Genomic DNA, 22155 nt, shown 5'->3' with positions numbered 1-22155 from the left:
TTCTCAGCCGGGCAAACCGCGCAATCCGGCCCGCGCCCGGCGCCGTCGCCGACAGCTCGCTCAATGGTTCAGGAAAATACCTTTGTTCCGGTTGACCCGGCGGGGCTGACCGGGTAGGAAGAACCGGCAAAGGATTCATACCAAACCTTTGGGGCGACCGATGGCACGCAGACGAGGCATGCTCACGCTCGACGAACTCCGCGCACGCGTGGACGCGGGCACGATCGACACGGTGCTCGTCGCGCTCACGGACATGCAGGGGCGGCTGCAGGGCAAGCGCTGCTCGGCCGAGTACTTCCTCGACGAGGTCGTCGGGCACGCCACCGAAGCCTGCAACTACCTGCTCGCCGTCGACGTCGACATGAACACCGTCGACGGCTACGCGCTTTCGTCGTGGGAGAGCGGCTACGGCGACTTCGTGCTGCGCCCCGACCTCGAAACCCTGCGCGAGATCCCCTGGCACGAGGGCACCGCGCTGGTGCTCGCCGACGTCGAGCGCGTGCAGGGCGGCCCGGTCGGGGTGTCGCCGCGGCAGATCCTGCGCCGTCAGCTCGACCGGCTCGCCGAGCGGGGGCTCGCCGCCTTCGTCGGGACCGAACTCGAGTTCATCGTCTTCGACGACACCTACGAAGCCGCCTGGGACAAGCACTACCACGGCCTCAAGCCCGCCAACCAGTACAACGTCGACTACTCGATGCTCGGTACCGCGCGCCTGGAGCCGCTGCTGCGCCGCATCCGCAACGACATGGCCGGCGCCGGGCTCTACCCGGAGTCCGCCAAGGGCGAGTGCAACCCCGGCCAGCAGGAGATCGCCTTCCGCTTCACCGACGCGCTCGCCACCTGCGACAACCACAGCGTCTACAAGAACGGCGCCAAGGAGATCGCCGCGCAGGAGGGCAAGAGCCTCACGTTCATGGCGAAGTACAACGAGCGCGAGGGCAACTCCTGCCACATCCACATCAGCCTGCGCTCGACCGAGGGCCGGGCGGTGCTCGCGGGCGACAGCGAGCACGGCTTCTCGAAGCTGATGGAGCAGTTCCTCGCCGGCCAGCTCGCCGCGCTGCACGAGCTGACGTACTTCCTCGCGCCGAACATCAACTCCTACAAGCGGTTCGTGCCCGGCAGCTTCGCGCCGACCGCGATCGCCTGGGGCACCGACAACCGGACGTGTGCGCTGCGCGTGGTCGGGCACGGCGAATCGCTGCGCGTCGAGAACCGCGTGCCGGGCGGGGACGTCAACCCGTACCTGGCCGTCGCCGCGCTGATCGCCGCCGGCCTGCACGGCATCGAGAACGAGCTGGAGCTGGAAGAACCGTTCACCGGCAACGCCTACCACTCCGGCCGGGACACGGTGCCGACCACGCTGCCCGAGGCGGCCGCGGCCCTGGCCGGCAGCGAGATCGCCCGCAGCGCGTTCGGCGAAGACGTCGTCGAGCACTACCTGAACGCGGCGAAGATCGAGGTGGACGCCTACAACGCCGCCGTCACCGACTGGGAGCTCGTCCGTGGCTTCGAACGACTCTAGGCCGGTCATCGGCCTCACCAGCTACCTCGAGCCGGCGAAGTTCCTGGTCTGGGAAACCGAAGCCGCGCTGCTGCACCGGGTCTACGTCGACTGCGTCGTCGCAGCGGGCGGTATCCCGGTGCTGCTGCCGCCGGTGTCCGGCGCGCACGACCGGCTCGTGTCCACTGTGGACGGGCTGGTGCTGACCGGCGGCGCCGACGTCGAGCCGGCACGCTACGGCCAGGATCCGCACCCCACCACCTACACCCGGCCGGACCGGGACGCCTTCGAGTTCGGCCTGTTCGCGGCCGCGCGGAAGGCCGGGAAGCCGGTGCTCGGCGTGTGCCGCGGCCTGCAGGTGATGAGCGTCGCCCTCGGGGGAACGCTGGTCCAGCACCTGCCGGACGCGCGGGGGACCACCGAGCACCAGCCCGCGCCCGCGACGTTCGGCCGGGGCACCGTCACCCTGGCCGAGGGGAGCCGGGCGGCGGCGATCCTGGGGTCGGAGACCAAGACGTTGTGCTACCACCACCAGGCGATCGACCGCCTCGGCGCCGGCCTCGAACCGGTCGGCTGGGCCGCCGACGGCACGATCGAGGCCGCCGAGCTCCCGGGCGAATTCGCGCTGGGCGTGCAGTGGCACCCCGAGCAGGACAGCGACGACGTCCGGCTGTTCGCCGCGCTCGTCGACGCGACCGAGGAGAACCGATGAGCACCTTCGACGTCCTGAATCCCGCCACCGAGGCGGTGGTGCGGACCGTCCCGCTGACCAGCGCGGAGGAGACCGACGCGGCGATCGCCCGCGCGCAGGCGGCGTTCCCGGCCTGGCGCGACGTCACCCCCGGCGACCGCGCGCGGCTGCTGCGCCGCTTCGCCGACGCCGTCGAGGGCGACCTCGAGAACCTCGCGCGGCTCGAGGTCGAGAACTCCGGGCACACCATCGGCAACGCGCGCTGGGAAGCGGGCAACGTCCGCGACGTCCTCAACTACTACTCCGCCGCCCCGGAACGCCTGATCGGCAAGCAGATCCCGGTACCGGGCGGCGTCAACGTCACGTTCCAGGAACCCCTGGGCGTCGTCGGCGTGATCGTGCCGTGGAACTTCCCGATGCCGATCGCGGGCTGGGGTTTCGCGCCCGCGCTCGCCGCCGGCAACACCGTCGTCCTCAAGCCCGCCGAGCTGACTCCGCTCACGGCGATCCGGCTGGGCGAGCTGGCGCGGGAGGCGGGCATCCCCGACGACGTCTTCCAGGTGCTGCCCGGCAAGGGATCCGTGGTCGGGCAGCGGTTCGTCGACCACCCGGGCGTGCGCAAGGTCGTCTTCACCGGCTCCACCGAGGTCGGCAAGCAGATCATGGCCGGCTGCGCGGCCCGGGTGAAGCGCGTGACGCTGGAGCTGGGCGGCAAGAACGCGAACATCGTCTTCGCCGACTCCGACCTGGAGAAAGCCGCCGCGACCGCGCCCTACGGCGTCTTCGACAACGCGGGCCAGGACTGCTGCGCCCGCTCGCTGATCCTGGTGCAGGCGAGCGCGTACGACCGGTTCATGGAGCTGCTGGAACCCGCCGTGCACGGCGTCGTCGTCGGCGACCCCGGCGACGAGAAGACCGAGATGGGGCCGCTGATCTCGGCCGCGCACCGGGAGAAGGTCGCTTCCTACGTGCCCGGCGACGCGCCGGTCGCCTTCCGCGGCACCGCGCCGTCGGGTGCGGGCTTCTGGTTCCCGCCGACCGTCCTCACCCCGCCCGACCTGCGGCACCCGGCCGCGGCGGAGGAGGTGTTCGGCCCGGTCGTCGCCGTCGTGCCGTTCGCCGAAGAGGCCGACGCGATCCGCATGGCGAACGCCACCGAGTACGGCCTTTCGGGGTCGATCTGGACCCGGGACGCCGGGCGCGCGTTCCGGGTGGCGCGCGGTGTCGAAGCCGGCAACCTCTCGGTCAACTCGCACTCTTCGGTGCGCTACTGGACGCCGTTCGGCGGGTTCAAGCAGTCCGGCCTCGGCCGTGAACTGGGCCCCGACGCCGCGGCGGCGTTCACCGAAACCAAGAACGTCTTTCTCAGCACGGAGGAGTAATGGTCCAGCGATTCGAAGGCCGCGTGGCGGTCATCACCGGCGGCGCGAGCGGCATCGGGCTGGCTTCGGCCCGCCGCCTGGCGAGCGAAGGGGCGAAGGTCGTCATCGCGGACCTGACCCCGGCCGTCGGCAAGGCGGTCGCCGACGAGATCGGCGGCGCGTTCATCCAGGCCGACGTCACCGACGCCGAGCAGGTCGAGAACCTGTTCCACAGCACGGTCGAGCAGTTCGGCTCGGTCGACGTCGCCTTCAACAACGCCGGGATTTCGCCGCCCGAGGACGACTCCATCCTGACCACCGGCATCGAGGCGTGGGAACGCGTGCAGCGCGTCAACCTGACGTCGGTGTACCTGTGCTGCAAGGCCGTCCTGCCGCACATGCAGCGCCAGGGCCGCGGTTCCATCGTCAACACCGCGTCGTTCGTCGCGGTGATGGGCGCGGCGACGTCGCAGATCTCCTACACCGCGTCCAAGGGCGGGGTGCTCGCGATGAGCCGCGAGCTGGGCATCCAGTTCGCGCGGGAGAACATCCGCGTCAACGCGCTGTGCCCGGGCCCGGTGAACACGCCGCTGCTCAAGGAGCTCTTCGCGAAGGACCCGGAACGCGCGGCGCGGCGGCTGGTGCACGTCCCGGTCGGCCGGTTCGCCGAGCCCGAGGAGATCGCGGCGGCGGTGGCGTTCCTGGCCAGCGACGACGCCAGCTTCATCACGGCGTCGCAGTTCCTGGTCGACGGCGGCATCTCCGGCGCGTACGTCACCCCGCTCTAACGGCGCGTCTTCACCCCGGGTTTCCGCACGCCGTACACCTCCCGCAGGTACTTCCAGGCCGCGTTGAGGGTCTTGCGCTCTTCGGAGATCTGGCGTTCGCGCCGCCGCAGGATGCGGGTGGCGATCTCGGCGGCGAGGAACGCCCCGGCGGCGAAGGTCAGCGTGCCGACGATCAGGACGAGGGCGATCACGGTGGTGGTCATGGTGACCAGCGTCGAGCCGGCGTGGGCGATTCGTCCCCGCGCAAAGCTAGCGGGTTTCGTTAGCTTTGTGAGGTGACGCACTGGCGCGCCGACGAATGGGCGGAAGCGGTCCGGGCCGGGATCCGTTCCCGGGGCCTCTCCCTGGACGAGGCCGCCCGACGCATCGGCGTTCCGACGTCGACCCTGCGCAGCTGGATCGAGCACCGGCACGCGCCGAAGGTCACCGTCTTCGACCACTGGGCGCAGCTCGCCGAGGTGACCGGGCTCGGGGAGGCCGAGCTGCTGCGCGTCGCCGGGGTGCTGCCCGACTCGCTCGCTTCGCCGGTGCACGTCGCCCAAGCCGCGAAGGCGTTGCGGGAAGGCATCGACCAGGCCGGGCAGTTCCTCCGGCAGGCCACCGCGCTCGTCTACTCCTCGCCCGGCACGCAGGTGGCCAACCTCATCGCCGCGTCGCCGATCGACTGGGAGATGCGGATCCGCTCGGCCACCCGCGGCGACGAGGTCCGCGTCACCTACCACCACTACGTCGGGGTCGTGCCGCCGCGGGACTTCCCGCACGACGACGCCGAGGCGCGCCGGATCCTCGAGCACGAGGTCCTCGGCGAGCTGTGGCGGCCGCTCGGGCTCTACTGGCGGGTCGCGGAGGTGCACGACTGGCACGAGCCGCCGCGGCTGGTCATCCAGGTGCCGGAGCAGGAGGCGACGCGCCCGCCCGTGCCGTCGCCGGTCGTCGCGGCGCCGCCGGTCGTGGTGCTGTCGCCGATCTGGGGGTACGGCGAGCTGCTGGCGTCGCTGGTCGCCGACGGGCTCGGGTTCGGCAACGTCGACTTCCGCTACTTCGGCCTCCCGGACGCGATGGCCGACCGCGTCCGGACCACCGCCCGCGAGCTGGCCGGGCCCGCGCCGCGGCTGGTGCACTCGGTGCCGCCGATCATGCTGCTGCACGGCCTGGCCGTGCCCGACCTGACCGGCCGTCTCCCGGTGGTGGTCCGGTACGGGCCTCGCATGCGCGCGCGGGCGGCGCGGATCTACCGGTCGGCGCTGCTCGAAGCGGGGTTCGACGACCCCCTCGACGGCGCCCGCGCGATCGAGGAGGCGATCGCGGTCCCGCCCGGCTGCCCGTACTACGAGGTGACGCTGGCCGACGAGGACGTCTTCGACGGCGACCGCCCGTCCCTGGACCGGCTCAACGACGCGGTGGCCTGGCACGCCGAGCAGATCGTGGAGCAGGTCCTGCTGGGTGCGGGCCACCCGCCGGTCCCGCTCGGCGGGCCGTTGAAGCGGCTGGTCCTGCCGTCTGGCCGGGTCCGGCGCCCACCCGCGCTGGCCGGCCAGGTGGTCCACCGCGTCGCCGGAACGCCATGAACGACTCGTTCATGGCGTCGGACGCGGTGAACGACTCGTTCATGACGTCCGGGGCGGCGCTCGGGGACGGGTCGAGGATCACTGTGGCGTTCGCCGGGTGAGGTGGACGGATCTCGAACGGGGCAGGTACCGTAACCGCCACAACTGCAGATCGGGCCGTTGAGCCGAGGCGGGAGAGCCCTCACGAAGTCGGTGGGGCACCGAAGGAGCAAACTCCCCGGAATCTCTCAGGTACCTGCTACCGCTTCGCGCGAGGCCACTCTGGAAAGCAGGCGCACCCGCGCCTCACCCAAGGTGAAAGCCGCTTCACACGCGGTGAAACTCTCAGGTGCCATGACAGAGGGGGAGTTCCCAGCGCACCGTTGTGTGCCCGGCCCGAGGAGCTCCCGATCACCTCCACGCAGTTCGACGCCCGCCACATCGGCCCGTCCGAGGCCGAGCGCGCGAAAATGCTGGCCGAATGCGGCTACAGCAGCCTGGACGCCCTCGTCGGCGCCGCCGTCCCGAGCGCGATCCGCGCGACGAAGGAACTCAGCCTCCCGCCCGCCGCGTCCGAAGAGGAAGCCACCGCGGAGCTGCGCGCGCTCGCCGCGCGCAACCGGCCGATGACGCAGATGATCGGCCTCGGCTACTCCGACACCGTCACCCCCGGCGTCATCCGCCGCAACGTCCTCGAGAACCCCGCCTGGTACACCGCGTACACGCCCTACCAGCCGGAGATCTCGCAGGGCCGGCTCGAAGCCCTCCTCAACTTCCAGACCATGGTCGCCGACCTGACCGGCCTGGCCACCGCGAACGCGTCCCTGCTGGACGAGTCGACCGCCGTCGCCGAGGCCGTCACGCTGATGCGCCGCGCGTCCAAGTCGAAGTCCAACAAGGTCGTGCTCGACGCCGAGTGCCTGCCGCAGACCATCGCCGTCGTGCGCACCCGGGTCGAGGCGCTGGGCATCGAGGTCGAGGTCCGCGACCTGCTCACCGGCCTGCCGGACGAGTTCTTCGGCGTCGTCGCCCAGTACCCCGGCGCGTCCGGTGTGCTGCGCGGCCGCGGCTTCTACCACGCGATTTCCGAGTCGGCGAAGGCCGCGGGCGCGCTGTTCACCGTCGCCGCCGACCTGCTCGCCCTGACGCTGGTCACCGCGCCCGGCGAGTTCGGCGCCGACGTCGCCGCCGGTTCGACGCAGCGCTTCGGCGTCCCGCTCGGCTACGGCGGCCCGCACGCCGGGTACATGTCCGTGCGCGCCGGCCTCGAGCGTTCGCTGCCCGGGCGGCTGGTCGGCGTCTCGGTCGACGCCGACGGCAACTCCGCCTACCGCCTGGCGCTGCAGACCCGTGAGCAGCACATCCGCCGCGAGAAGGCGACGTCCAACATCTGCACCGCGCAGGTCCTCCCGGCCGTGCTGGCCGCGATGTACGCGGTCTACCACGGCCCGGACGGCCTGAAGAAGATCGCCCGGCGCGTCCACGGCCTCGCCGCGGGCTTCGCCGCAGCCCTCCGCAAGACCGGCGTCGAGGTCGTCCACGAGTCCTTCTTCGACACCGTCGTCGCGCACGTCCCCGGCCAGGCCGCCGAGGTCCACGCGGCCGCGCGCGAAGCCGGGATCAACCTCGGGCACGTCGACGCCGACCACGTCCGCGTCGCCTTCGACGAGGTCAGCACCCCCGCGATCGCCGCGAAGGTCCTGAAGGCGTTCGGCGTCGAGTCCGACCTCGAAGACGGCGTCGCGCTCCCGAACGGCCTGGCCCGCGAGAGCGGCTTCATGGGCCACGAGGTCTTCGGCACCCACCGCTCCGAGACGGCGATGCTGCGCTACCTGCGCAAGCTGTCCGATCTGGACTACGCGCTCGACCGCGGCATGATCCCGCTCGGCTCCTGCACGATGAAGCTCAACGCCACCACCGAGATGGAGCCGATCAGCTGGCGCGAGTTCGCCGGCATCCACCCGTTCGCGCCGGCCGAAGACGCCGAGGGCTACCACACGCTCGTGGGGCAGCTCGCGGAGTGGCTGGCCGAGGTCACCGGCTACGACAAGGTATCGCTGCAGCCCAACGCGGGCAGCCAGGGCGAGCTGGCCGGGCTCCTCGCGATCCGCGCGTACCACCGCGCGAACGGCGACGACGCCCGTGACGTCTGCCTGATCCCCTCCTCCGCGCACGGCACCAACGCGGCGTCCGCGGTGCTCGCCGGAATGCGCGTGGTCGTCGTGAAGTGCACCGACGAGGGCAACGTCGACCTGGCCGACCTGCGGGCCAAGGTGGACGCGCACCAGGACACGCTCGCCGCGATCATGGTCACCTACCCGTCCACGCACGGCGTCTACGAGCACGACATCGACGAGCTGGCCAAGATCGTCCACGACGGCGGCGGCCAGGTGTACGTCGACGGCGCGAACCTCAACGCCCTGCTCGGCCTGGCCAAGCCCGGCGAGTTCGGCGGCGACGTCTCGCACCTGAACCTGCACAAGACCTTCTGCATCCCGCACGGCGGTGGCGGCCCCGGCGTCGGCCCGGTCGCGGTGCGCGCGCACCTCGCGCCGTTCCTGCCCAACCACCCGCTGCTGGCGCAGGCCGGTCCCGAGACCGGCGTCGGCCCGATCAGCGGCGCGCCGTACGGCTCGGCGTCGATCCTGCCGATCTCCTGGGCTTACGTCCGGATGATGGGCGCGCCCGGCCTGACCGCCGCCACCAAGGTCGCCGTGCTGGCCGCGAACTACGTGGCTTCGCGGCTGGCCCCGCACTACCCGGTGCTCTACACCGGCCAGGACGGCCTGGTCGCGCACGAGTGCATCCTCGACCTGCGCCAGATCACCAAGGAGACCGGCGTGACGGTCGACGACGTCGCGAAGCGGCTCATCGACTACGGCTTCCACGCGCCGACCATGTCGTTCCCGGTCGCCGGCACGCTGATGGTCGAGCCGACCGAGTCCGAGGACCTCGGCGAGATCGACCGGTTCATCGCCGCGATGATCGCCATCCGCGCGGAGATCGACGAGGTCGCCGCCGGTCGCTGGAGCGCCGAGGAGTCGCCGCTGCGGGGCGCCCCGCACACCGCCGAGACGCTGGTGGGGGAGTGGGACAAGGCGTACGACCGCGAGCTGGCCGTGTACCCGGCGGGTGTTTCGCGCAAGAACAAGTACTGGCCCCCGGTGCGTCGCATCGACGGCGCCCGCGGCGACCGTAACCTCGTGTGCTCCTGCCCGCCCCTCAACGCTTACGAAGGCTGATCCGTGTCACGCGAAACTTCCCTGCACGGCGTCCACAAGGGACTCGGTGCGCTGTTCACCGACTTCGCCGGCTGGTCCATGCCGGTCCGCTACGCCAGTGAGCTGGCCGAGCACAAGGCCGTCCGCGAGGCGGCCGGCCTGTTCGACCTCTCGCACATGGCCGAAATCCACGTCACCGGGGCGCAGGCCGCCGACGTCCTGGACTTCGCGCTGGTCGGCAACCTGACCGGCGTCAAGCCCGGCCGCGCGCGGTACACGATGATCTGCGACGCCGACGGCGGCGTGCTCGACGACCTCGTCGTCTACCGCCTCGCCGACGAGCACTACCTGGTCGTCGCCAACGCGGGCAACGCGAAGGTCGTCGCGGACGCCCTCGCCGAGCGGGTCGCGGGCTTCGACGCCGTCGTCGACGACCGGAGCGAGACCACCGCGCTGATCGCCGTCCAGGGCCCGAACGCCGCGGCGATCCTCGGCTCGGTGACCGACGCCGACCTGGCCGCGCTCAAGTACTACGCCAGCGTCCCGGCGGTCGTGAAGGGCCACGACGTCCTGCTCGCCCGCACCGGCTACACCGGCGAAGACGGCTTCGAGCTGTTCGTGAACGCCGACGAGGCCCCGGCGGTCTGGCGGATCCTGACCGAGGCCGGCGAAGGCCACGGCCTGGTCCCGGCCGGCCTGGCCTGCCGCGACACGCTGCGGCTGGAAGCCGGGATGCCGTTGTACGGCAACGAGCTCACCCTCGACCAGAGCCCGTTCGAAGCCGGGCTCGGCCGCGTCGTCAAGTTCGAGAAGCCGGGCGACTTCGTCGGCCGCGCGGCGCTGGAGGAACGGTCCAAGCAGGACGTCTCGCGCGTGCGCGTCGGGCTCAAGGGCGCCGGCCGCCGCGCCCCGCGGCACGGCTACAAGCTCCTGGCCGACGGCAAGGAGATCGGCGAGGTCACCAGCGGCGCGCTGTCGCCGACGCTGGGTCACCCCATCGCCATGGCGTACGTCGATCGGGCGTACACCGAGCCCGGCACCGAGCTCTCCGTCGACATCCGGGGCAGGATCGAGCCCGTCGAGGTCGTCGCCCTTCCCTTCTACTCCCGCGCGTAAAGGACTCCCAGCTGTGAGCATCCCCGAGAACCTGAAGTACACCAAGGAACACGAGTGGCTGTCCGTCGAAGACGGCGTCGCCACCGTGGGCATCACCGCCTTCGCCGCCGAGTCGCTCGGTGACATCGTGTTCGTCCAGCTGCCGGACGCCGGCTCGGCGATCACCGCCGGCGAGGTCTTCGGCGAGGTCGAGTCGACCAAGTCGGTCAGCGAGCTGTACGCGCCCGTCTCCGGCGAGGTCGTCGAGGTGAACGGCACCACAGCCGACACCCCCGAGGTCATCAACTCCGACCCGTACACGGAAGGCTGGCTGCTGAAGGTGCGTCTGACCGGGGACGTGCCGGACCTGCTCGACGCCGCCGCGTACGCCGCGCTCACCCAGGAGAACTGATGACGACGTTCGACCAGCACCTGTCCGAAGTCGACCCCGAGGTCGCCGCGGCCGTCGCCGACGAACTGACCCGCCAGCAGTCCACCCTGGAAATGATCGCGTCGGAGAACTTCGCCCCGGTGGGCGTGCTCGAGGCGCAGGGGTCGGTGCTGACCAACAAGTACGCCGAGGGCTACCCCGGCCGCCGCTACTACGGCGGCTGCGAGCACGTCGACGTCGTCGAGCAGCTCGCCATCGACCGCGCGAAGGCCCTGTTCGGCGCCGAGCACGCCAACGTCCAGCCGCACTCGGGCGCGCAGGCCAACGCGGCCGCGATGTTCGCCGTGCTCAAGCCGGGCGACACGATCCTCGGCCTCGACCTGGCGCACGGCGGGCACCTGACGCACGGGATGAAGATCAACTTCTCGGGCAAGCTCTACAACGTCGTCGCCTACCACGTCGACAAAGAGACCGGCATCGTCGACCTCGCCGAGATCGAGCGCCTGGCCGTCGAGCACCAGCCGAAGCTGATCATCGCCGGCTGGTCCGCCTACCCGCGTCAGCTCGACTTCGCCGAGTTCCGCCGGATCGCGGACCTGGTCGAGGCCAAGCTGATGGTCGACATGGCGCACTTCGCCGGGCTGGTCGCGGCCGGGCTGCACCCGTCGCCGGTGCCGCACGCCGACATTGTCACCACGACCACGCACAAGACCCTGGGCGGCCCGCGCGGCGGCCTGATCCTGTCGCGGCAGGAGCTGGCGAAGAAGATCAACTCGGCGGTGTTCCCCGGCCAGCAGGGCGGGCCCCTCGAACACGTCATCGCGGCCAAGGCCGTCGCGCTTAAGATCGCCGCGAGCGAGGAGTTCAAGGAGCGCCAGCAGCGCACCCTCGAAGGCTCGCGGATCCTGGCTTCGCGGTTGTCCCAGGCGGACTGCGCCGACGCCGGTGTGCGGGTGCTGACCGGCGGCACCGACGTCCACCTGGTGCTGGTCGACCTCGTCCAGTCCACTCTGGACGGTCAGCAGGCCGAGGACCGGCTGCACGAGGTCGGCATCACGGTCAACCGCAACGCCGTCCCGTTCGACCCGCGCCCGCCGATGATCACGTCGGGCTTGCGCATCGGCACGCCGGCGCTCGCCACCCGCGGGTTCCAGGCCGAGGACTTCACCGAGGTCGCCGACGTCATCGCCGAGGCGCTCAAGCCGGACTTCGACGACGCCCTGCGTTCGAAGCTGCGCGACCGCGTCGAGGCGCTGGCCGCGAAGCACCCGTTGTACGCGGACCTGTCCCGGTGAGCGCGCTGCCCGAAGGCCGGAAGCTGCTGCGTCTCGAGGTACGCAACAGTGAGACGCCGATCGAGAAGAAGCCGCCGTGGATCAAGACGCGGGTGCGGATGGGGCCGGAGTTCACCGAACTCAAGGGCCTGGTGCGCCGTGAGGGTCTGCACACCGTGTGCGAAGAGGCTGGTTGTCCCAACATCTACGAGTGCTGGGAAGACCGGGAGGCCACGTTCCTGATCGGTGGGGACCAGTGCACCCGTCGGTGTGACTTCTGTCAGATCGACACGGGTAAGCCCGCCGAGCTGGATCGGACTGAGCCGCGGAAGGTCGCGGAGTCGGTGCAGGCGATGGGTTTGCGGTATTCGACGGTCACCGGCGTCGCCCGTGATGACCTTGAGGATGGCGGCGCGTGGCTGTATGCGGAGACCGTGCGCCAGATTCACGCGTTGAACCCGGGTACGGGTGTCGAGTTGCTGATCCCGGACTTCAACGCGGATCCGGCGCAGCTGGCCGAGGTGTTCGGGTCGCGGCCGGAAGTCTTGGCGCACAACGTGGAGACGGTGCCGCGGATCTTCAAGCGGATCCGTCCGGGCTTCCGCTACGCGCGTTCGCTCGAGGTCATCACTGCCGCGCGTGAGGCGGGTTTGGTGACGAAGTCGAACCTGATCCTGGGCATGGGTGAGACGCCGGATGAGGTGGCTCCGGCGATGCAGGACCTGGTCGACGCGGGGTGCGAGATCCTGACGATCACGCAGTACCTGCGGCCCTCCCCGCGCCACCACCCGGTGGACCGGTGGGTGAAGCCCGAAGAGTTCGTCGAGCACTCGAAGGCTGCCGAGGCGATGGGCTTCGCGGGCGTGATGGCGGGGCCCCTGGTGCGCTCGTCCTACCGCGCGGGACGGCTCTACGCGCAGACCAAGGGTTACCGTGGGGAGGAGCTGCCGTCGAACCTGCAGCACCTCGCCGACCAGGGCCCGGCCGCGCAAGAAGCCAGCTCTCTGCTGGCGCGATAGGAAGGGGCGGATCAATGGCGATCAGCGTCTTCGACCTGTTTTCCATCGGCATCGGCCCGTCGAGCTCCCACACCGTCGGGCCGATGCGGGCGGCACTGACCTTTGTGGACGGACTCGGTGACGACCTCGCGCGGACTTCCCGCGTGCAGGCCGAGCTGTTCGGCTCGCTCGGCGCGACCGGCTTCGGCCACGGCAGCGACAAAGCCGTCCTGCTCGGGCTTTCCGGTGAGCGTCCCGAAGAGATCGACACCGACACCGTGCCGGGCAAGATCGCGGAGATCCGCGAGTCCGGGCGGCTGAAAGTCGGCGGCACGCACGAGATCGCGTTCGACGAGGACAACGACCTCACCATGCACCGCCGCAAGTCGCTGCCCGCGCACCCGAACGGCATGGTCTTCCGCGCGTTCGACGCCGCCGGTGAGCTGCTGCGCGAACGGACGTACTACTCGGTCGGCGGCGGATTCGTGCGCGACGAGTCCTACGAGACCGACGCGGTGTTCGTCGAGGACTCGACGCCGGTGCCGTACCCGTTCCGCACGGGCGCGGACCTGCTCGGGCACTGCGCGGAAACCGGGCTGCCGATCAGCGAGGTCATGCTGGCGAACGAGCTGGCCTGGCGCTCGCGCGAAGAGGTGCGCGACGGGCTCCTGGACATCTGGGCCGTCATGGCCGAGTGCGTCCGCAACGGCTGCACCCACGAAGGCGTGCTCCCGGGCGGCCTGAAGGTGCCGCGGCGCGCGAAGGCGTTGCACGAGAAGCTCCTGGCCGAGGACGGCCTGGACGACCCGCTGTACGCGATGGACTGGGTGAGCCTGTACGCCTTGGCGGTCAACGAGGAGAACGCCGCGGGCGGCCGCGTGGTGACGGCCCCGACCAACGGCGCGGCGGGGATCATCCCGGCGGTGCTGCACTACTACCAGCGCTTCATCCGCCACTCGACCGACGACGGCATCGTCAAGTTCATGCTCACGGCGGGCGCGATCGGCTCGATCCTCAAGCAGACGGGCTCGATCTCGGGCGCCGAAGTCGGCTGCCAGGGCGAAGTCGGTTCGGCGTCGGCGATGGCCGCGGCGGGCCTGACGGAGGTCCTCGGCGGCTCACCGGCCCAGGTGGAGAACGCGGCGGAGATCGGCGTGGAGCACCACCTCGGGCTCACTTGTGATCCGGTCGGCGGCCTGGTCCAGATCCCGTGCATCGAGCGCAACGCGGTGGGCGCGTCGAAGGCGATCCACGCGGCCCGCATGGCGATGCGCGGCGACGGCAGCCACGTGGTGACGCTGGACAAGGCGATCAAGACGATGCGCGAGACGGGCGCGGACATGAGCGTCAAGTACAAGGAAACCGCCCGCGGCGGCCTGGCGGTGAACGTCATCGAGTGCTGACCCGAAGCCGCACTTTCATAGGGAAAGTGCGGACCTGGGGTGGCACCGCACTTTCGTAGGGAAAGTGCCGCTTCGGGTCAGCGCGGCTCGTCTTCCGGCTCGACCGCCAGCCGCAGGCCGACTTCGACCAGGGTCCAGCCGAATTGCTGCTTTCTCGTGCCCGTGCGGCGTCTCGGCGTCGCACGGCCGGGTGGGCGGTTGCGCACGCCGTGGCGCAACTCGTTCTCCCGTTCGTGGACCAAGTCCTCCGCCATGAGGAAGTGCACCGGATCGCCCCCTGCGTCGATGTTCGGTGTCGGTCGCCCCATCGTCGCTCACCGTGGCCGTCCGGATCCACCGGTTTTCCGCCCGGCGAACACCGGCGCGGGAACGCAGGGTGACCGCGGCCGGCGTGCGGCGCCTAGACTCGCGGGATGGAGTCGACGTCGGTGGCGAATGCCGGTGAAGCGCTGTTCCGGCCGGTTCGCACGGGCAACGCCTTCGAGGAGACGGTCGAGCGGCTGCTGCAGGCCATCCGGCTCGGCGTGGTCGGCGCGGGGGAGCGGCTGCCGTCGGAACGGGAGCTCGCCGAGCGGCTCGGGGTCAGCCGCGTGACGTTGCGGGAAGCCATCCGGGCGCTCTCCGACGCCGGTTACGTGGAGTCACGCCGAGGTCGGTACGGCGGCACGTTCGTGAACGAGAGCCTCCCCGCACCTTCCGAGAAGTCACCCAGCGGCAAGGTCGACGCGGTCGGGCTGGAGGACGCGCTGAGCCTCCGGTACGTCCTCGAAACCGGCGCCGCCGAGATGGCCGCGGCGCGGTCGCTGAGCCCCGCCGACCGGCAGCACCTCACCGGCACGCTCGCCGAGGCCGCGGGCGCGGACCTCGAGGACTACCGGCGCAAGGATTCCCGCCTGCACCTGGCGATCGCCGAGGTCACCGCATCCGGCTCCCTGACCACGGCGATGGCCGACGCCCGCACCCGGGTCAACCAGCTGCTCGACCGGATCCCCTTGCTGCCGCCCAACCTCGAGCACTCGAACGCCCAGCACGAGGCCATCGTCGACGCGATCCTCGCCGGCGACGCCCCCGCCGCCCGCCAGGCGATGGCGGAGCACATCGAAGGCACGGCGTCCCTCCTCCGCGCCTTCCTCTCCTGACGCTCGGACCGTCGTTGGCTCGGGTAGCGCTCAGGCCGGGACGACGACGACCTTGCCGTGCACCGCGCCCTCGGCGGCCCGTGCGTGCAACGCCGGCAGCTCGGCCAGCGGCACCCGCTCGGCCACGTCGACGCGCAGCTCGCCCTGGTCGACCAGGGCCACCAGCTTCGCCAGCTGATCGGCGTCGCTGCGGACGAACAGGTCGATGCCGCGCACGCCGCGCTCCTCGTCGGACGGCGCCGGCATCCACACCGTCGTGTTCACCAGCGCGCCGCCCGGCCGGATCAGCGTGACCAGCGCGGCCAGCTCCGCCGGGTCGACCGGGGCGAGGTTGAGCACCAGGTCGACCGGCTCGGTCACCGCCGCGGTCACCGGCGTCGTGGTGTGCTCGACGACTTCGTCGGCGCCGGCGGCCTTGACCGCGTCGGTGCTGCGCGGGCTCGCCGTCGCGATGACGTGGGCGCCGGCCCCCTTGGCCAGCTGCACGGCGTAGCCGCCGACCGCGCCGCCGGCGCCGTTGATCAGCACGCGCTGCCCCGAGCGCAGCCCGCCGTGGTCGAAGAGTGCTTGCCGCGCGGTCAGGCCGACCAGCGGCAACGCGGCCGCGTCGGCCAGCGGGACGTCCCGGGGCGCCGCCGTCAGGGCCTCGGCCGGTGCGACGACGTACTCCGCGGCCGCGCCGGCGCCGTCCATCGGCAGGAAGCCGACGACCCGGTCGCCGACCGCCAGGCCGTCGACGCCGTCACCGAGCGCGTCGACCGTGCCGGCGACGTCGATGCCCGGGGTGTGGGGCAGCTCGACGGGGATGGGGCCGCGCATGAAGCCGCCGCGGATGTTGCCGTCGACGGAGTTGAACGACGTCGCGGCGACCCGGAGCCGGACCTGCCCCGCGCCCGGCACCGGCAGGTCCACGTCCTCGTAGCGCAGGACTTCCGGGCCGCCGTAGTCGTGGAAACGCACTGCCTTCATCGGAGTTCTCGCTTTCGGTGAGAGCCATGTGCTTCGAATTCGAAGCAACTGCGGACCACGCTACAACTGCTTCGAATTCAAAGCAAGTGGTGCCGGTCACCCTTGATCCACACGGCTCAGGATCGTGGTCGCGGCCGGGCTCAGCCTGGGCCGGCTTGGCCCACCCTGAGTACGGCCGGCCCGCGGGCGGCGCGGACGACCTCGGCGAGGCGGGCCGCGTCGGGCGAGGACGGCGCCGCGGTGAGGACCACCGCCATCAGGTCGTCCCCTGGCACGTCGAGCAGGCTGCCGTCGAGCGCGATGTCCTCGCCGTCCGGCGTGCGGAACACCGCGCGGTTTTCGTACGCCGACACCGTTTCCGGGGCGCGCCACAACGCGTCGAACACCCGGCTGGTGCTCCGCAGCTCGTCGACGAGGCCGGCGAGTCCCTGGTCGGCGGGGTATCGCAGGTGCGTGTCGCGGAGCCGGGCGGCGAGCGCGGCCCGGAACGCGGCCTGGTGCTCGTCGGTCCGGGAGATCTCCCCGCGCGCGTCGCGGAACGTGCGCCACGCGACGTTCCAGTCCCGGCCGCTCCCGGTCGCCGCCCCGCCGCCGAGCGCCAGCCATGCACCGTTGACGGCGACGACGTTCCACGCCCGGTCGGTCAGGAACGCCGGGGTGCCGCCGAACCGCTCCAGCAGCCGGATCGCCGCCGCCCCGGCTTCGCGCGGCACCTGCCCGTCGGCGGCCGCGTACCCGGCGAGCGCGCACAGCCGCTCGTAGTCCGCCCGGCTGATCCGCAGCGCGCGGGCGATCGCGGTCACCACGCCGGCCGACGGGTGGCGGCGGCCCTGCTCCAGCCGGCGCACGTAGTCCGCGGACACCCCGGCCAGCTCGGCGAGCTCTTCCCGGCGGAGCCCGCGGACCCGCCGCCCGGTCCGCGGCCCGGCGGGCGGCTCGGCCCGCTCGCGCAGCCGGCGGACCGCGGCGCCCAGCTCGGACAGCGACATGGCGCCAGTCTGCACCACCGGACTCCTTCGAATTCGAAGCAGTAGACTTCGGGCATGCCGCAACCGTCGCTCGACCCCGTGCAGCTCGGCGCCTACTTCGACCTCGTCGAGGTGACCAGCCTGCTGCGGCACGCGGTCGAGCAGCAGCTGCGCGAGGCCGGCGAGCTCAGCTACGTTCAGTTCCAGCTGCTGGCCCGGCTCGGGGACTCGCCGACGGGCAGTCACCGCATGACCGACCTGGCCGACGGCGTCGTCTACAGCCGCAGCGGCCTGACCTACCAGGCGGGCCTGCTCGAGAAGGCCGGCCTGGTGGTGCGGTCGCCGTCGCCGGACGACGAGCGGAGCACCACGGTCACCCTCACCGACGCCGGGCGCGAGCGGCTCGCGCAGGTGCTGCCCGGGCACATCGAGGTGGTCAGCGGCCTGCTCTTCGAGCCGCTCTCCCGCGCCGACGTCGAAACCCTCGCCGGCCTGCTGGCCCCGGTCCGGGACCACATGCGCTCGACGCCACCGCGCTCGGCGGCTCCCCGGAGGCGAGCCGGCGGCTAACGGCGTGTCTTGACAGGATTCGAACAACCCGCGGTAGTTCTCCACAGAACCTTTTCACCCGTCCGGCCGTCATCCGTTCGTGACCTTGCCGAACGAGGAGCCGACCGACGAACCCGCCGTCAAAACCCCGCGACGGCGGCGGTGGCGGCGCGTCCGGCGGACCGCGTACCGGACGTTCGGCGTGCTGGCCGGCGTCCCGCTGATCGCGTTCTGGGTCGCCTACCTCGTGCTCGACGTCCGCAGCCCGCAGGAGGTGCTGGCCGGGCTCGACAAGACCGTCGTGCTGCGGTACTCCGACGGTTCCGAGCTGCTGAAGGTGATCCCGGCCGACGGCGACCGGATGTTCGTGCCCTACGCGCAGGTGCCGGCGAAGCTGCGGGACGCCATCATCGCCACCGAGGACCCGACCTTCTGGGACAACCAGGGGTTCGACCCGACCGGCATCGGCCGCGCGTTCCTCACCGGCGTCGGCGGCGGGTCCGGGATCACCCAGCAGTACATCAAGAAGTCCACCGGCGACGACGACGCCACGATCGGCCGCAAGTTCGCCGAGCTCGTGCTGGCCACGAAGATCACGCAGGAGCAGAGCAAGGAACAGATCTTCGAGAGCTACGTCAACATCATCTCCTTCGGCCGCGGCACGTTCGGGCCCGCGGCGGCGATGAACGCCTACTTCGGCAAGAAGCTCGACGACTCGATCACCTGGAGCGAAGCGGCTTTCCTCGCCGGGATGATCCAGTCGCCGTCGGTGCACGACCCGGCCGCGTCCGGCGACGCGCACGCCGGGCGGCGCTGGGAGTACGTGCGCGACAAGCTCCGCGGCCGCGGGTACGTCAAGAGCGGCGAGGCGATGGCGTACCCCGGCCCCGAGATCCAGCCGCCCTCGGAAACCCGGGCGGGCCGCGTGACCTACGACGAATTCCACGTCAAGCAGCAGGTGCTCGCCGAGCTCGACCGGGCAGGCTTCCCGCTCGGCCGGCTCCAGCAGGGGAACATGACGGTCGAGACGACGCTGGACCGCGGGATGCAGGACGCCGCCGAGAAAGCGTTGCAGGACCGGCTGAAGGGCGAACCGAAGGAGTTCCGCGGCGCCGTCGTCGCGGTCGACCCGCGGACCGGGGCCGTCCGCGCCTACAACGGCGGCGACCAGGGCGTGCGCGACTACGCGGGCACCTCGCACGCGCCGGGTTCGGCGTTCTACCCCTTCACGCTCGCCGCGCTGCTGCGCCACGGCTACGGCGCCGACCAGCCGATCCCGTCGCCGTCGAAGCTCGAGTTCCTCGGCGAGAACTTCCAGTACCCGGACGTCTGCGGCCCGCGGTGCACCCCGCGCACGGCCATGGGGAAGCACGCCGACGGGCCCTTCGTCGCGCTGGCCAAGCAGCTCGGCCCGGACGCGCTGAGCGAGACCGCGCGCCGGGCCGGCATCCCGGAGACCGTCGACGGCGTCCCGACCATGCGCGAGAAGGACGGCTTCCTCATCGGGCCGGGGATCGCGGTCGGCCGGTACCCGGTGCGGCCGCTCGACCTGGCCGGCGCCTACGCGACCTTCGCCGCCGACGGCCGGCGCACGACCCCGCACCTGGTCGCGAAGGTGCGCGACGAGAGCGGCGCGGTGGTGTGGGAGGCCCCGGACACCGCGAGCCCGGCGTTCGGCGACGACGACGCCAGTCACCGCGTCGCCCGGGACGTCACCAGCACCCTGACCGGCGACGGCGGCACCGCGCTGCGCACCGGCGAGGCCGAGCACGGGAACAGCCCGGACAACCAGGACGCCTGGGCCGTCGGCTACACCGGGCAGCTCGCGACCGCGGTCTGGATCGGCTCCGACGACGACCGGCGGCTCAAGGACGCCCACGGCGCGAAGCTGACCGGAGACGTCGTCCCGGCCGACGTCTGGCGCGGCTTCATGACGGCGGCGCACCAGGTGGTGCCGCCGCCGTCACCGGTGGCCCGGCCACCGCGCTGAGCCGTCGGAAAGCGGCTACCGGACGATGCCCAGCACGAACCCGTCGTGCCCCTTGGTGCCGACGGTCTGGACGGCGGTCGCGTCCAGCCGCGGCTCGGCGGCGAGCACGTCGAACATCTCCCGCGCACCGCGGACGTTCGGGTCGTCGCTGCCCGCGTCGGCGACCCGGCCCTGGCGCACGACGTTGTCGACGACGATCGTGGTGCCCGGCCGGGACAGCTCCAGCGCGGCCCGCACGTAGTTCGCCAGGTTGGCCTTGTCGGCGTCGACGAACACGAAGTCGAACGGCCCGGTGAGCGTGGGCAGCGTGTCCAGCGCGGCGCCGACCCGGATCTCGGCGACGTCCTCGCCGAAGCCCGCCCGGGCCAGGTTCGCCTTCGCGACTTCCGCGTGTTTCGGTTCGTATTCGCAGGTCACCAGCTTGCCACCGACCGGGAGCGCGCGGGCCAGCCAGATCGTGCTGTACCCGCCGAGCGTGCCGATCTCGAGGATCGCCCGCGCGCCGGACAGGCGGGCCAGCAGGTTCAGCAGCTTGCCCTGGTTGGGCGCGACGGCGATGGACGGCAACCCGGCGGCGGCCGAGTCGGCGAGTGCGTCGTCGAGCACCGGATCGGGGGCGAGCAGCGCGCCGGTGAGGTAGTCGTCGACTTCGGCCCAGGTCTTGTCGGTCATGGCACCTCCACGGCCAATCTAGCGGGCTGGGATCATGCTCAGGAGCGACCGGAAGCGGGAAAGGTGGACATGGACGACTACCGCGTCGTCGCGGACACCCTCGCGGCCGACATCGAAGCCGGCCGGCTGCGCCCCGGCGACCGGCTCCCGCCGCAGCGCCGGTTCGCGCGGCAGCACGGCATCGCGAACTCCACCGCCGCCCGCGTCTACGGCGAGCTCGTCCGGCGCGGCCTGGCCGTCGGCGAAGTCGGCCGCGGCACGTTCGTCCGGGCCGCGAAGCCGCCGCCCGAGCCCGCGCTCGCCGAGCCCGGCGACGCCCGCGTCGACCTCGAACTCAACTTCGCCGTCCTGCCCGACCAGTCGGCGCTGCTGGCGAAGGCACTGGAACCGTTGCTGCGCGCGGACGTCCTCACCGCGGCCCTGCACCCGATCGGCGCCGCGGGGACGCCGGCGGCCCGGACGGCGGCGGCCGCGTTGCTCACCCGGCGCGAGTGGCGCCCGGACCCCGCGACGATCCTGTTCACCGGCAACGGCAGGCAGGCCATCGCGGCGGCGATCGCCGCGTTCGTCCCGGTGGGGGAGCGGCTCGCGGTGGAGTCGCTGACGTACCCGGTGGTCAAGGCGCTGGCGGCGCGGCTCGGGATCGAGCTCGTGCCGATCGAGACCGACGAGGACGGCCTCGTGCCGGCGGCCCTCGCCGCGGCGGAGCCGGTGCGCGCGCTGTACGTCCAGCCGACGCTGCACAACCCGCTCGGCACGACGATGCCCGCGCGACGGCGGGAGGAGCTGGCCGAAGTCGTCGAGCGGCTCGACCTGCCGGTGATCGAGGACGGCATCTACACGTTCCTGCGCGACGACGTCCGGCCGTTCGCCGCCTACGCGCCGGAGCGGACGGTCTTCGTCGACAGCCTGTCCAAACGCGTCGCGCCCGGCCTGACCGCGGGCTTCCTGGTGCCGCCGCCGCGGTGGGCCGCCCGGCTGGCGTCGTCGGTGCGCTCGGGCGGCTGGGCGGCGTCGCGCTTCGCCGTCGAAGCGGCGACGCAGTGGATCGTGACGGGCACGCTCGCCGAAGTCGAGGCCGCCAAACGCCGCGACGCCGCCGCGCGGGCACTGGTGGTCCGGGAGAAGCTCCCGGACCTGCGCGGCGACGCGGCTTCGTACCACCGCTGGTGGGAGCTGCCGGACCACTGGCGAGCGGACACGTTCGTGGCCGCCGCGGCCCGGCACGGGATAGCACTCTCCCCGGCGGCGGCGTTCGCCGTGCTGCCGGGGCACGCGCCGAACGCCGTGCGGGTCGCGGTGTCGGCGCCGCCGGTGGAGATCTTGAGTGCGGCGCTGGACGTCTTGGCCGGGCTGGCGGGCGGGAGCCCGGACGACCTGCTGGCGGATTGAGCGTCCGGCCACGCCGGTGCCGAACTCGGCCGCGCACCCCGGTGCTGTCGAGACCGTTTCGCGGACTACGAGCGGGCGATGGTGGTGCGCAGTGCCGAGGTGGCCGCCGAAAGCTCCGGTTCGGCGGGCGCGCTCAGCGAATCCGGCCGGGCTGGCGGGCGGGAGCCCGGACGACCTGCTGGCGGATTGAGCGTCCGGCCACG

At 71.9% G+C, this 22155-nt stretch carries 20 protein-coding genes and 1 riboswitch; of the genes, 15 read left to right on the top strand and 5 right to left on the bottom strand.

Annotated features, from left to right (window positions below):
• Window positions 1-160: 160 nt before the first annotated feature.
• The 4 genes from MUY14_RS27450 to MUY14_RS27435 are packed head-to-tail and all read left to right on the top strand — an operon-like array spanning window position 161 to window position 4344.
• Window positions 161-1525: a glutamine synthetase family protein gene (locus tag MUY14_RS27450; protein WP_247013269.1), complete on the top strand. Its 1365-nt coding sequence runs from the start codon at window positions 161-163 to the stop codon at window positions 1523-1525.
• The gene (locus MUY14_RS27445; RefSeq protein WP_247013267.1) at window positions 1506-2216 is read left to right on the top strand and encodes a gamma-glutamyl-gamma-aminobutyrate hydrolase family protein; all 711 of its coding nucleotides are present in this window, start codon (window positions 1506-1508) and stop codon (window positions 2214-2216) included. The genes MUY14_RS27450 and MUY14_RS27445 overlap by 20 nt, the downstream gene beginning before the upstream one ends.
• Complete coding sequence (locus MUY14_RS27440; RefSeq protein ID WP_247013265.1) at window positions 2213-3577, top strand: aldehyde dehydrogenase; 1365 nt, start codon at window positions 2213-2215, stop codon at window positions 3575-3577. The genes MUY14_RS27445 and MUY14_RS27440 overlap by 4 nt, the downstream gene beginning before the upstream one ends.
• Window positions 3577-4344: a 3-oxoacyl-ACP reductase gene (locus tag MUY14_RS27435; protein ID WP_247013263.1), complete on the top strand. Its 768-nt coding sequence runs from the start codon at window positions 3577-3579 to the stop codon at window positions 4342-4344. The genes MUY14_RS27440 and MUY14_RS27435 overlap by 1 nt, the downstream gene beginning before the upstream one ends.
• On the opposite strand, the gene MUY14_RS27430 is transcribed toward MUY14_RS27435, so the two are convergent.
• Complete coding sequence (locus MUY14_RS27430) at window positions 4341-4547, bottom strand: hypothetical protein (protein WP_247013261.1); 207 nt, start codon at window positions 4545-4547, stop codon at window positions 4341-4343. The genes MUY14_RS27435 and MUY14_RS27430 overlap by 4 nt on opposite strands.
• A gap of 72 nt (window positions 4548-4619) precedes the next feature.
• Here MUY14_RS27430 and MUY14_RS27425 point away from each other — a divergent pair, with 72 nt between their 5' ends.
• The 7 genes from MUY14_RS27425 (at window position 4620) to MUY14_RS27395 (ending at window position 14273) form a co-directional block, all read left to right on the top strand.
• Window positions 4620-5912: a helix-turn-helix transcriptional regulator gene (locus MUY14_RS27425; protein WP_247013259.1), complete on the top strand. Its 1293-nt coding sequence runs from the start codon at window positions 4620-4622 to the stop codon at window positions 5910-5912.
• Window positions 5913-6163: 251 nt separating this feature from the next.
• Window positions 6164-6262, top strand: a riboswitch (glycine riboswitch).
• 39 nt (window positions 6263-6301) lie between these two features.
• Window positions 6302-9133 (top strand): aminomethyl-transferring glycine dehydrogenase, encoded by a 2832-nt coding sequence (gcvP, locus tag MUY14_RS27420; RefSeq protein ID WP_247025260.1) that lies wholly within the window; start codon window positions 6302-6304, stop codon window positions 9131-9133.
• Window positions 9134-9136: 3 nt separating this feature from the next.
• Entirely contained in the window at window positions 9137-10228 is a 1092-nt protein-coding gene (gene gcvT, locus MUY14_RS27415) for a glycine cleavage system aminomethyltransferase GcvT (RefSeq protein WP_247013257.1), read from the top strand.
• Window positions 10229-10241: 13 nt separating this feature from the next.
• Window positions 10242-10619, top strand: coding sequence for a glycine cleavage system protein GcvH (gene gcvH / locus MUY14_RS27410; protein ID WP_247013255.1), 378 nt, complete (start codon window positions 10242-10244; stop codon window positions 10617-10619).
• Entirely contained in the window at window positions 10619-11893 is a 1275-nt protein-coding gene (gene glyA / locus MUY14_RS27405; RefSeq protein ID WP_247013254.1) for a serine hydroxymethyltransferase, read from the top strand. The genes gcvH and glyA overlap by 1 nt, the downstream gene beginning before the upstream one ends.
• A complete protein-coding gene (lipA, locus tag MUY14_RS27400; RefSeq protein WP_247013252.1) occupies window positions 11890-12891 on the top strand; it encodes a lipoyl synthase in 1002 nt (333 codons plus the stop codon). The genes glyA and lipA overlap by 4 nt, the downstream gene beginning before the upstream one ends.
• Window positions 12892-12905: 14 nt before the next feature.
• The gene (locus tag MUY14_RS27395; protein WP_247013250.1) at window positions 12906-14273 is read left to right on the top strand and encodes an L-serine ammonia-lyase; all 1368 of its coding nucleotides are present in this window, start codon (window positions 12906-12908) and stop codon (window positions 14271-14273) included.
• Window positions 14274-14350: 77 nt separating this feature from the next.
• On the opposite strand, the gene MUY14_RS27390 is transcribed toward MUY14_RS27395, so the two are convergent.
• Entirely contained in the window at window positions 14351-14581 is a 231-nt protein-coding gene (locus tag MUY14_RS27390) for a hypothetical protein (protein WP_247013248.1), read from the bottom strand.
• A gap of 105 nt (window positions 14582-14686) precedes the next feature.
• Here MUY14_RS27390 and MUY14_RS27385 point away from each other — a divergent pair, with 105 nt between their 5' ends.
• On the top strand, window positions 14687-15412 hold the full coding sequence (locus tag MUY14_RS27385) for a FadR/GntR family transcriptional regulator (RefSeq protein ID WP_247013246.1): 726 nt from the start codon (window positions 14687-14689) through the stop codon (window positions 15410-15412).
• Between the two features lie 30 nt (window positions 15413-15442).
• Here MUY14_RS27385 and MUY14_RS27380 read toward each other — a convergent pair whose 3' ends face one another.
• A complete protein-coding gene (locus MUY14_RS27380) occupies window positions 15443-16381 on the bottom strand; it encodes an NADP-dependent oxidoreductase (protein WP_247013244.1) in 939 nt (312 codons plus the stop codon).
• A 140-nt stretch (window positions 16382-16521) separates the two neighbouring features.
• Window positions 16522-17385, bottom strand: coding sequence for a helix-turn-helix domain-containing protein (locus MUY14_RS27375; RefSeq protein WP_247013242.1), 864 nt, complete (start codon window positions 17383-17385; stop codon window positions 16522-16524).
• A 39-nt stretch (window positions 17386-17424) separates the two neighbouring features.
• Here MUY14_RS27375 and MUY14_RS27370 point away from each other — a divergent pair, with 39 nt between their 5' ends.
• Window positions 17425-17919 (top strand): MarR family winged helix-turn-helix transcriptional regulator, encoded by a 495-nt coding sequence (locus MUY14_RS27370; protein ID WP_247013240.1) that lies wholly within the window; start codon window positions 17425-17427, stop codon window positions 17917-17919.
• 79 nt (window positions 17920-17998) lie between these two features.
• Window positions 17999-19888, top strand: a complete 1890-nt coding sequence (locus MUY14_RS27365) for a transglycosylase domain-containing protein (protein ID WP_396126591.1) — start codon at window positions 17999-18001, stop codon at window positions 19886-19888.
• 15 nt (window positions 19889-19903) lie between these two features.
• Here MUY14_RS27365 and MUY14_RS27360 read toward each other — a convergent pair whose 3' ends face one another.
• Window positions 19904-20560: an O-methyltransferase gene (locus tag MUY14_RS27360; RefSeq protein WP_247013238.1), complete on the bottom strand. Its 657-nt coding sequence runs from the start codon at window positions 20558-20560 to the stop codon at window positions 19904-19906.
• Between the two features lie 69 nt (window positions 20561-20629).
• Here MUY14_RS27360 and MUY14_RS27355 point away from each other — a divergent pair, with 69 nt between their 5' ends.
• The gene (locus MUY14_RS27355) at window positions 20630-21952 is read left to right on the top strand and encodes a PLP-dependent aminotransferase family protein (RefSeq protein ID WP_247013236.1); all 1323 of its coding nucleotides are present in this window, start codon (window positions 20630-20632) and stop codon (window positions 21950-21952) included.
• Window positions 21953-22155: the final 203 nt, after the last annotated feature.

The sequence above is a fragment of the Amycolatopsis sp. FBCC-B4732 genome, from assembly GCF_023008405.1.
Lineage (GTDB): Bacteria > Actinomycetota > Actinomycetes > Mycobacteriales > Pseudonocardiaceae > Amycolatopsis > Amycolatopsis pretoriensis_A.
Note: the sequence above shows the minus strand (reverse complement) of the source record. Positions and strands in the feature narration are given on the sequence as shown.

What these genes read in the sequence shown, in the direction of transcription:
- MUY14_RS27360 (WP_247013238.1), bottom strand. Translation starts at nt 20,560, where the DNA reads ATGACCGACAAGACCTGGGCCGAAGTCGACGACTACCTCACCGGCGCG.
- MUY14_RS27395 (WP_247013250.1), top strand. Translation starts at nt 12,906, where the DNA reads ATGGCGATCAGCGTCTTCGACCTGTTTTCCATCGGCATCGGCCCGTCG.
- MUY14_RS27380 (WP_247013244.1), bottom strand. Translation starts at nt 16,381, where the DNA reads ATGAAGGCAGTGCGTTTCCACGACTACGGCGGCCCGGAAGTCCTGCGC.
- MUY14_RS27355 (WP_247013236.1), top strand. Translation starts at nt 20,630, where the DNA reads ATGGACGACTACCGCGTCGTCGCGGACACCCTCGCGGCCGACATCGAA.
- MUY14_RS27440 (WP_247013265.1), top strand. Translation starts at nt 2,213, where the DNA reads ATGAGCACCTTCGACGTCCTGAATCCCGCCACCGAGGCGGTGGTGCGG.
- MUY14_RS27450 (WP_247013269.1), top strand. Translation starts at nt 161, where the DNA reads ATGGCACGCAGACGAGGCATGCTCACGCTCGACGAACTCCGCGCACGC.
- MUY14_RS27390 (WP_247013248.1), bottom strand. Translation starts at nt 14,581, where the DNA reads ATGGGGCGACCGACACCGAACATCGACGCAGGGGGCGATCCGGTGCAC.
- MUY14_RS27385 (WP_247013246.1), top strand. Translation starts at nt 14,687, where the DNA reads ATGGAGTCGACGTCGGTGGCGAATGCCGGTGAAGCGCTGTTCCGGCCG.
- glyA (WP_247013254.1), top strand. Translation starts at nt 10,619, where the DNA reads ATGACGACGTTCGACCAGCACCTGTCCGAAGTCGACCCCGAGGTCGCC.
- MUY14_RS27370 (WP_247013240.1), top strand. Translation starts at nt 17,425, where the DNA reads ATGCCGCAACCGTCGCTCGACCCCGTGCAGCTCGGCGCCTACTTCGAC.
- MUY14_RS27435 (WP_247013263.1), top strand. Translation starts at nt 3,577, where the DNA reads ATGGTCCAGCGATTCGAAGGCCGCGTGGCGGTCATCACCGGCGGCGCG.
- MUY14_RS27430 (WP_247013261.1), bottom strand. Translation starts at nt 4,547, where the DNA reads ATGACCACCACCGTGATCGCCCTCGTCCTGATCGTCGGCACGCTGACC.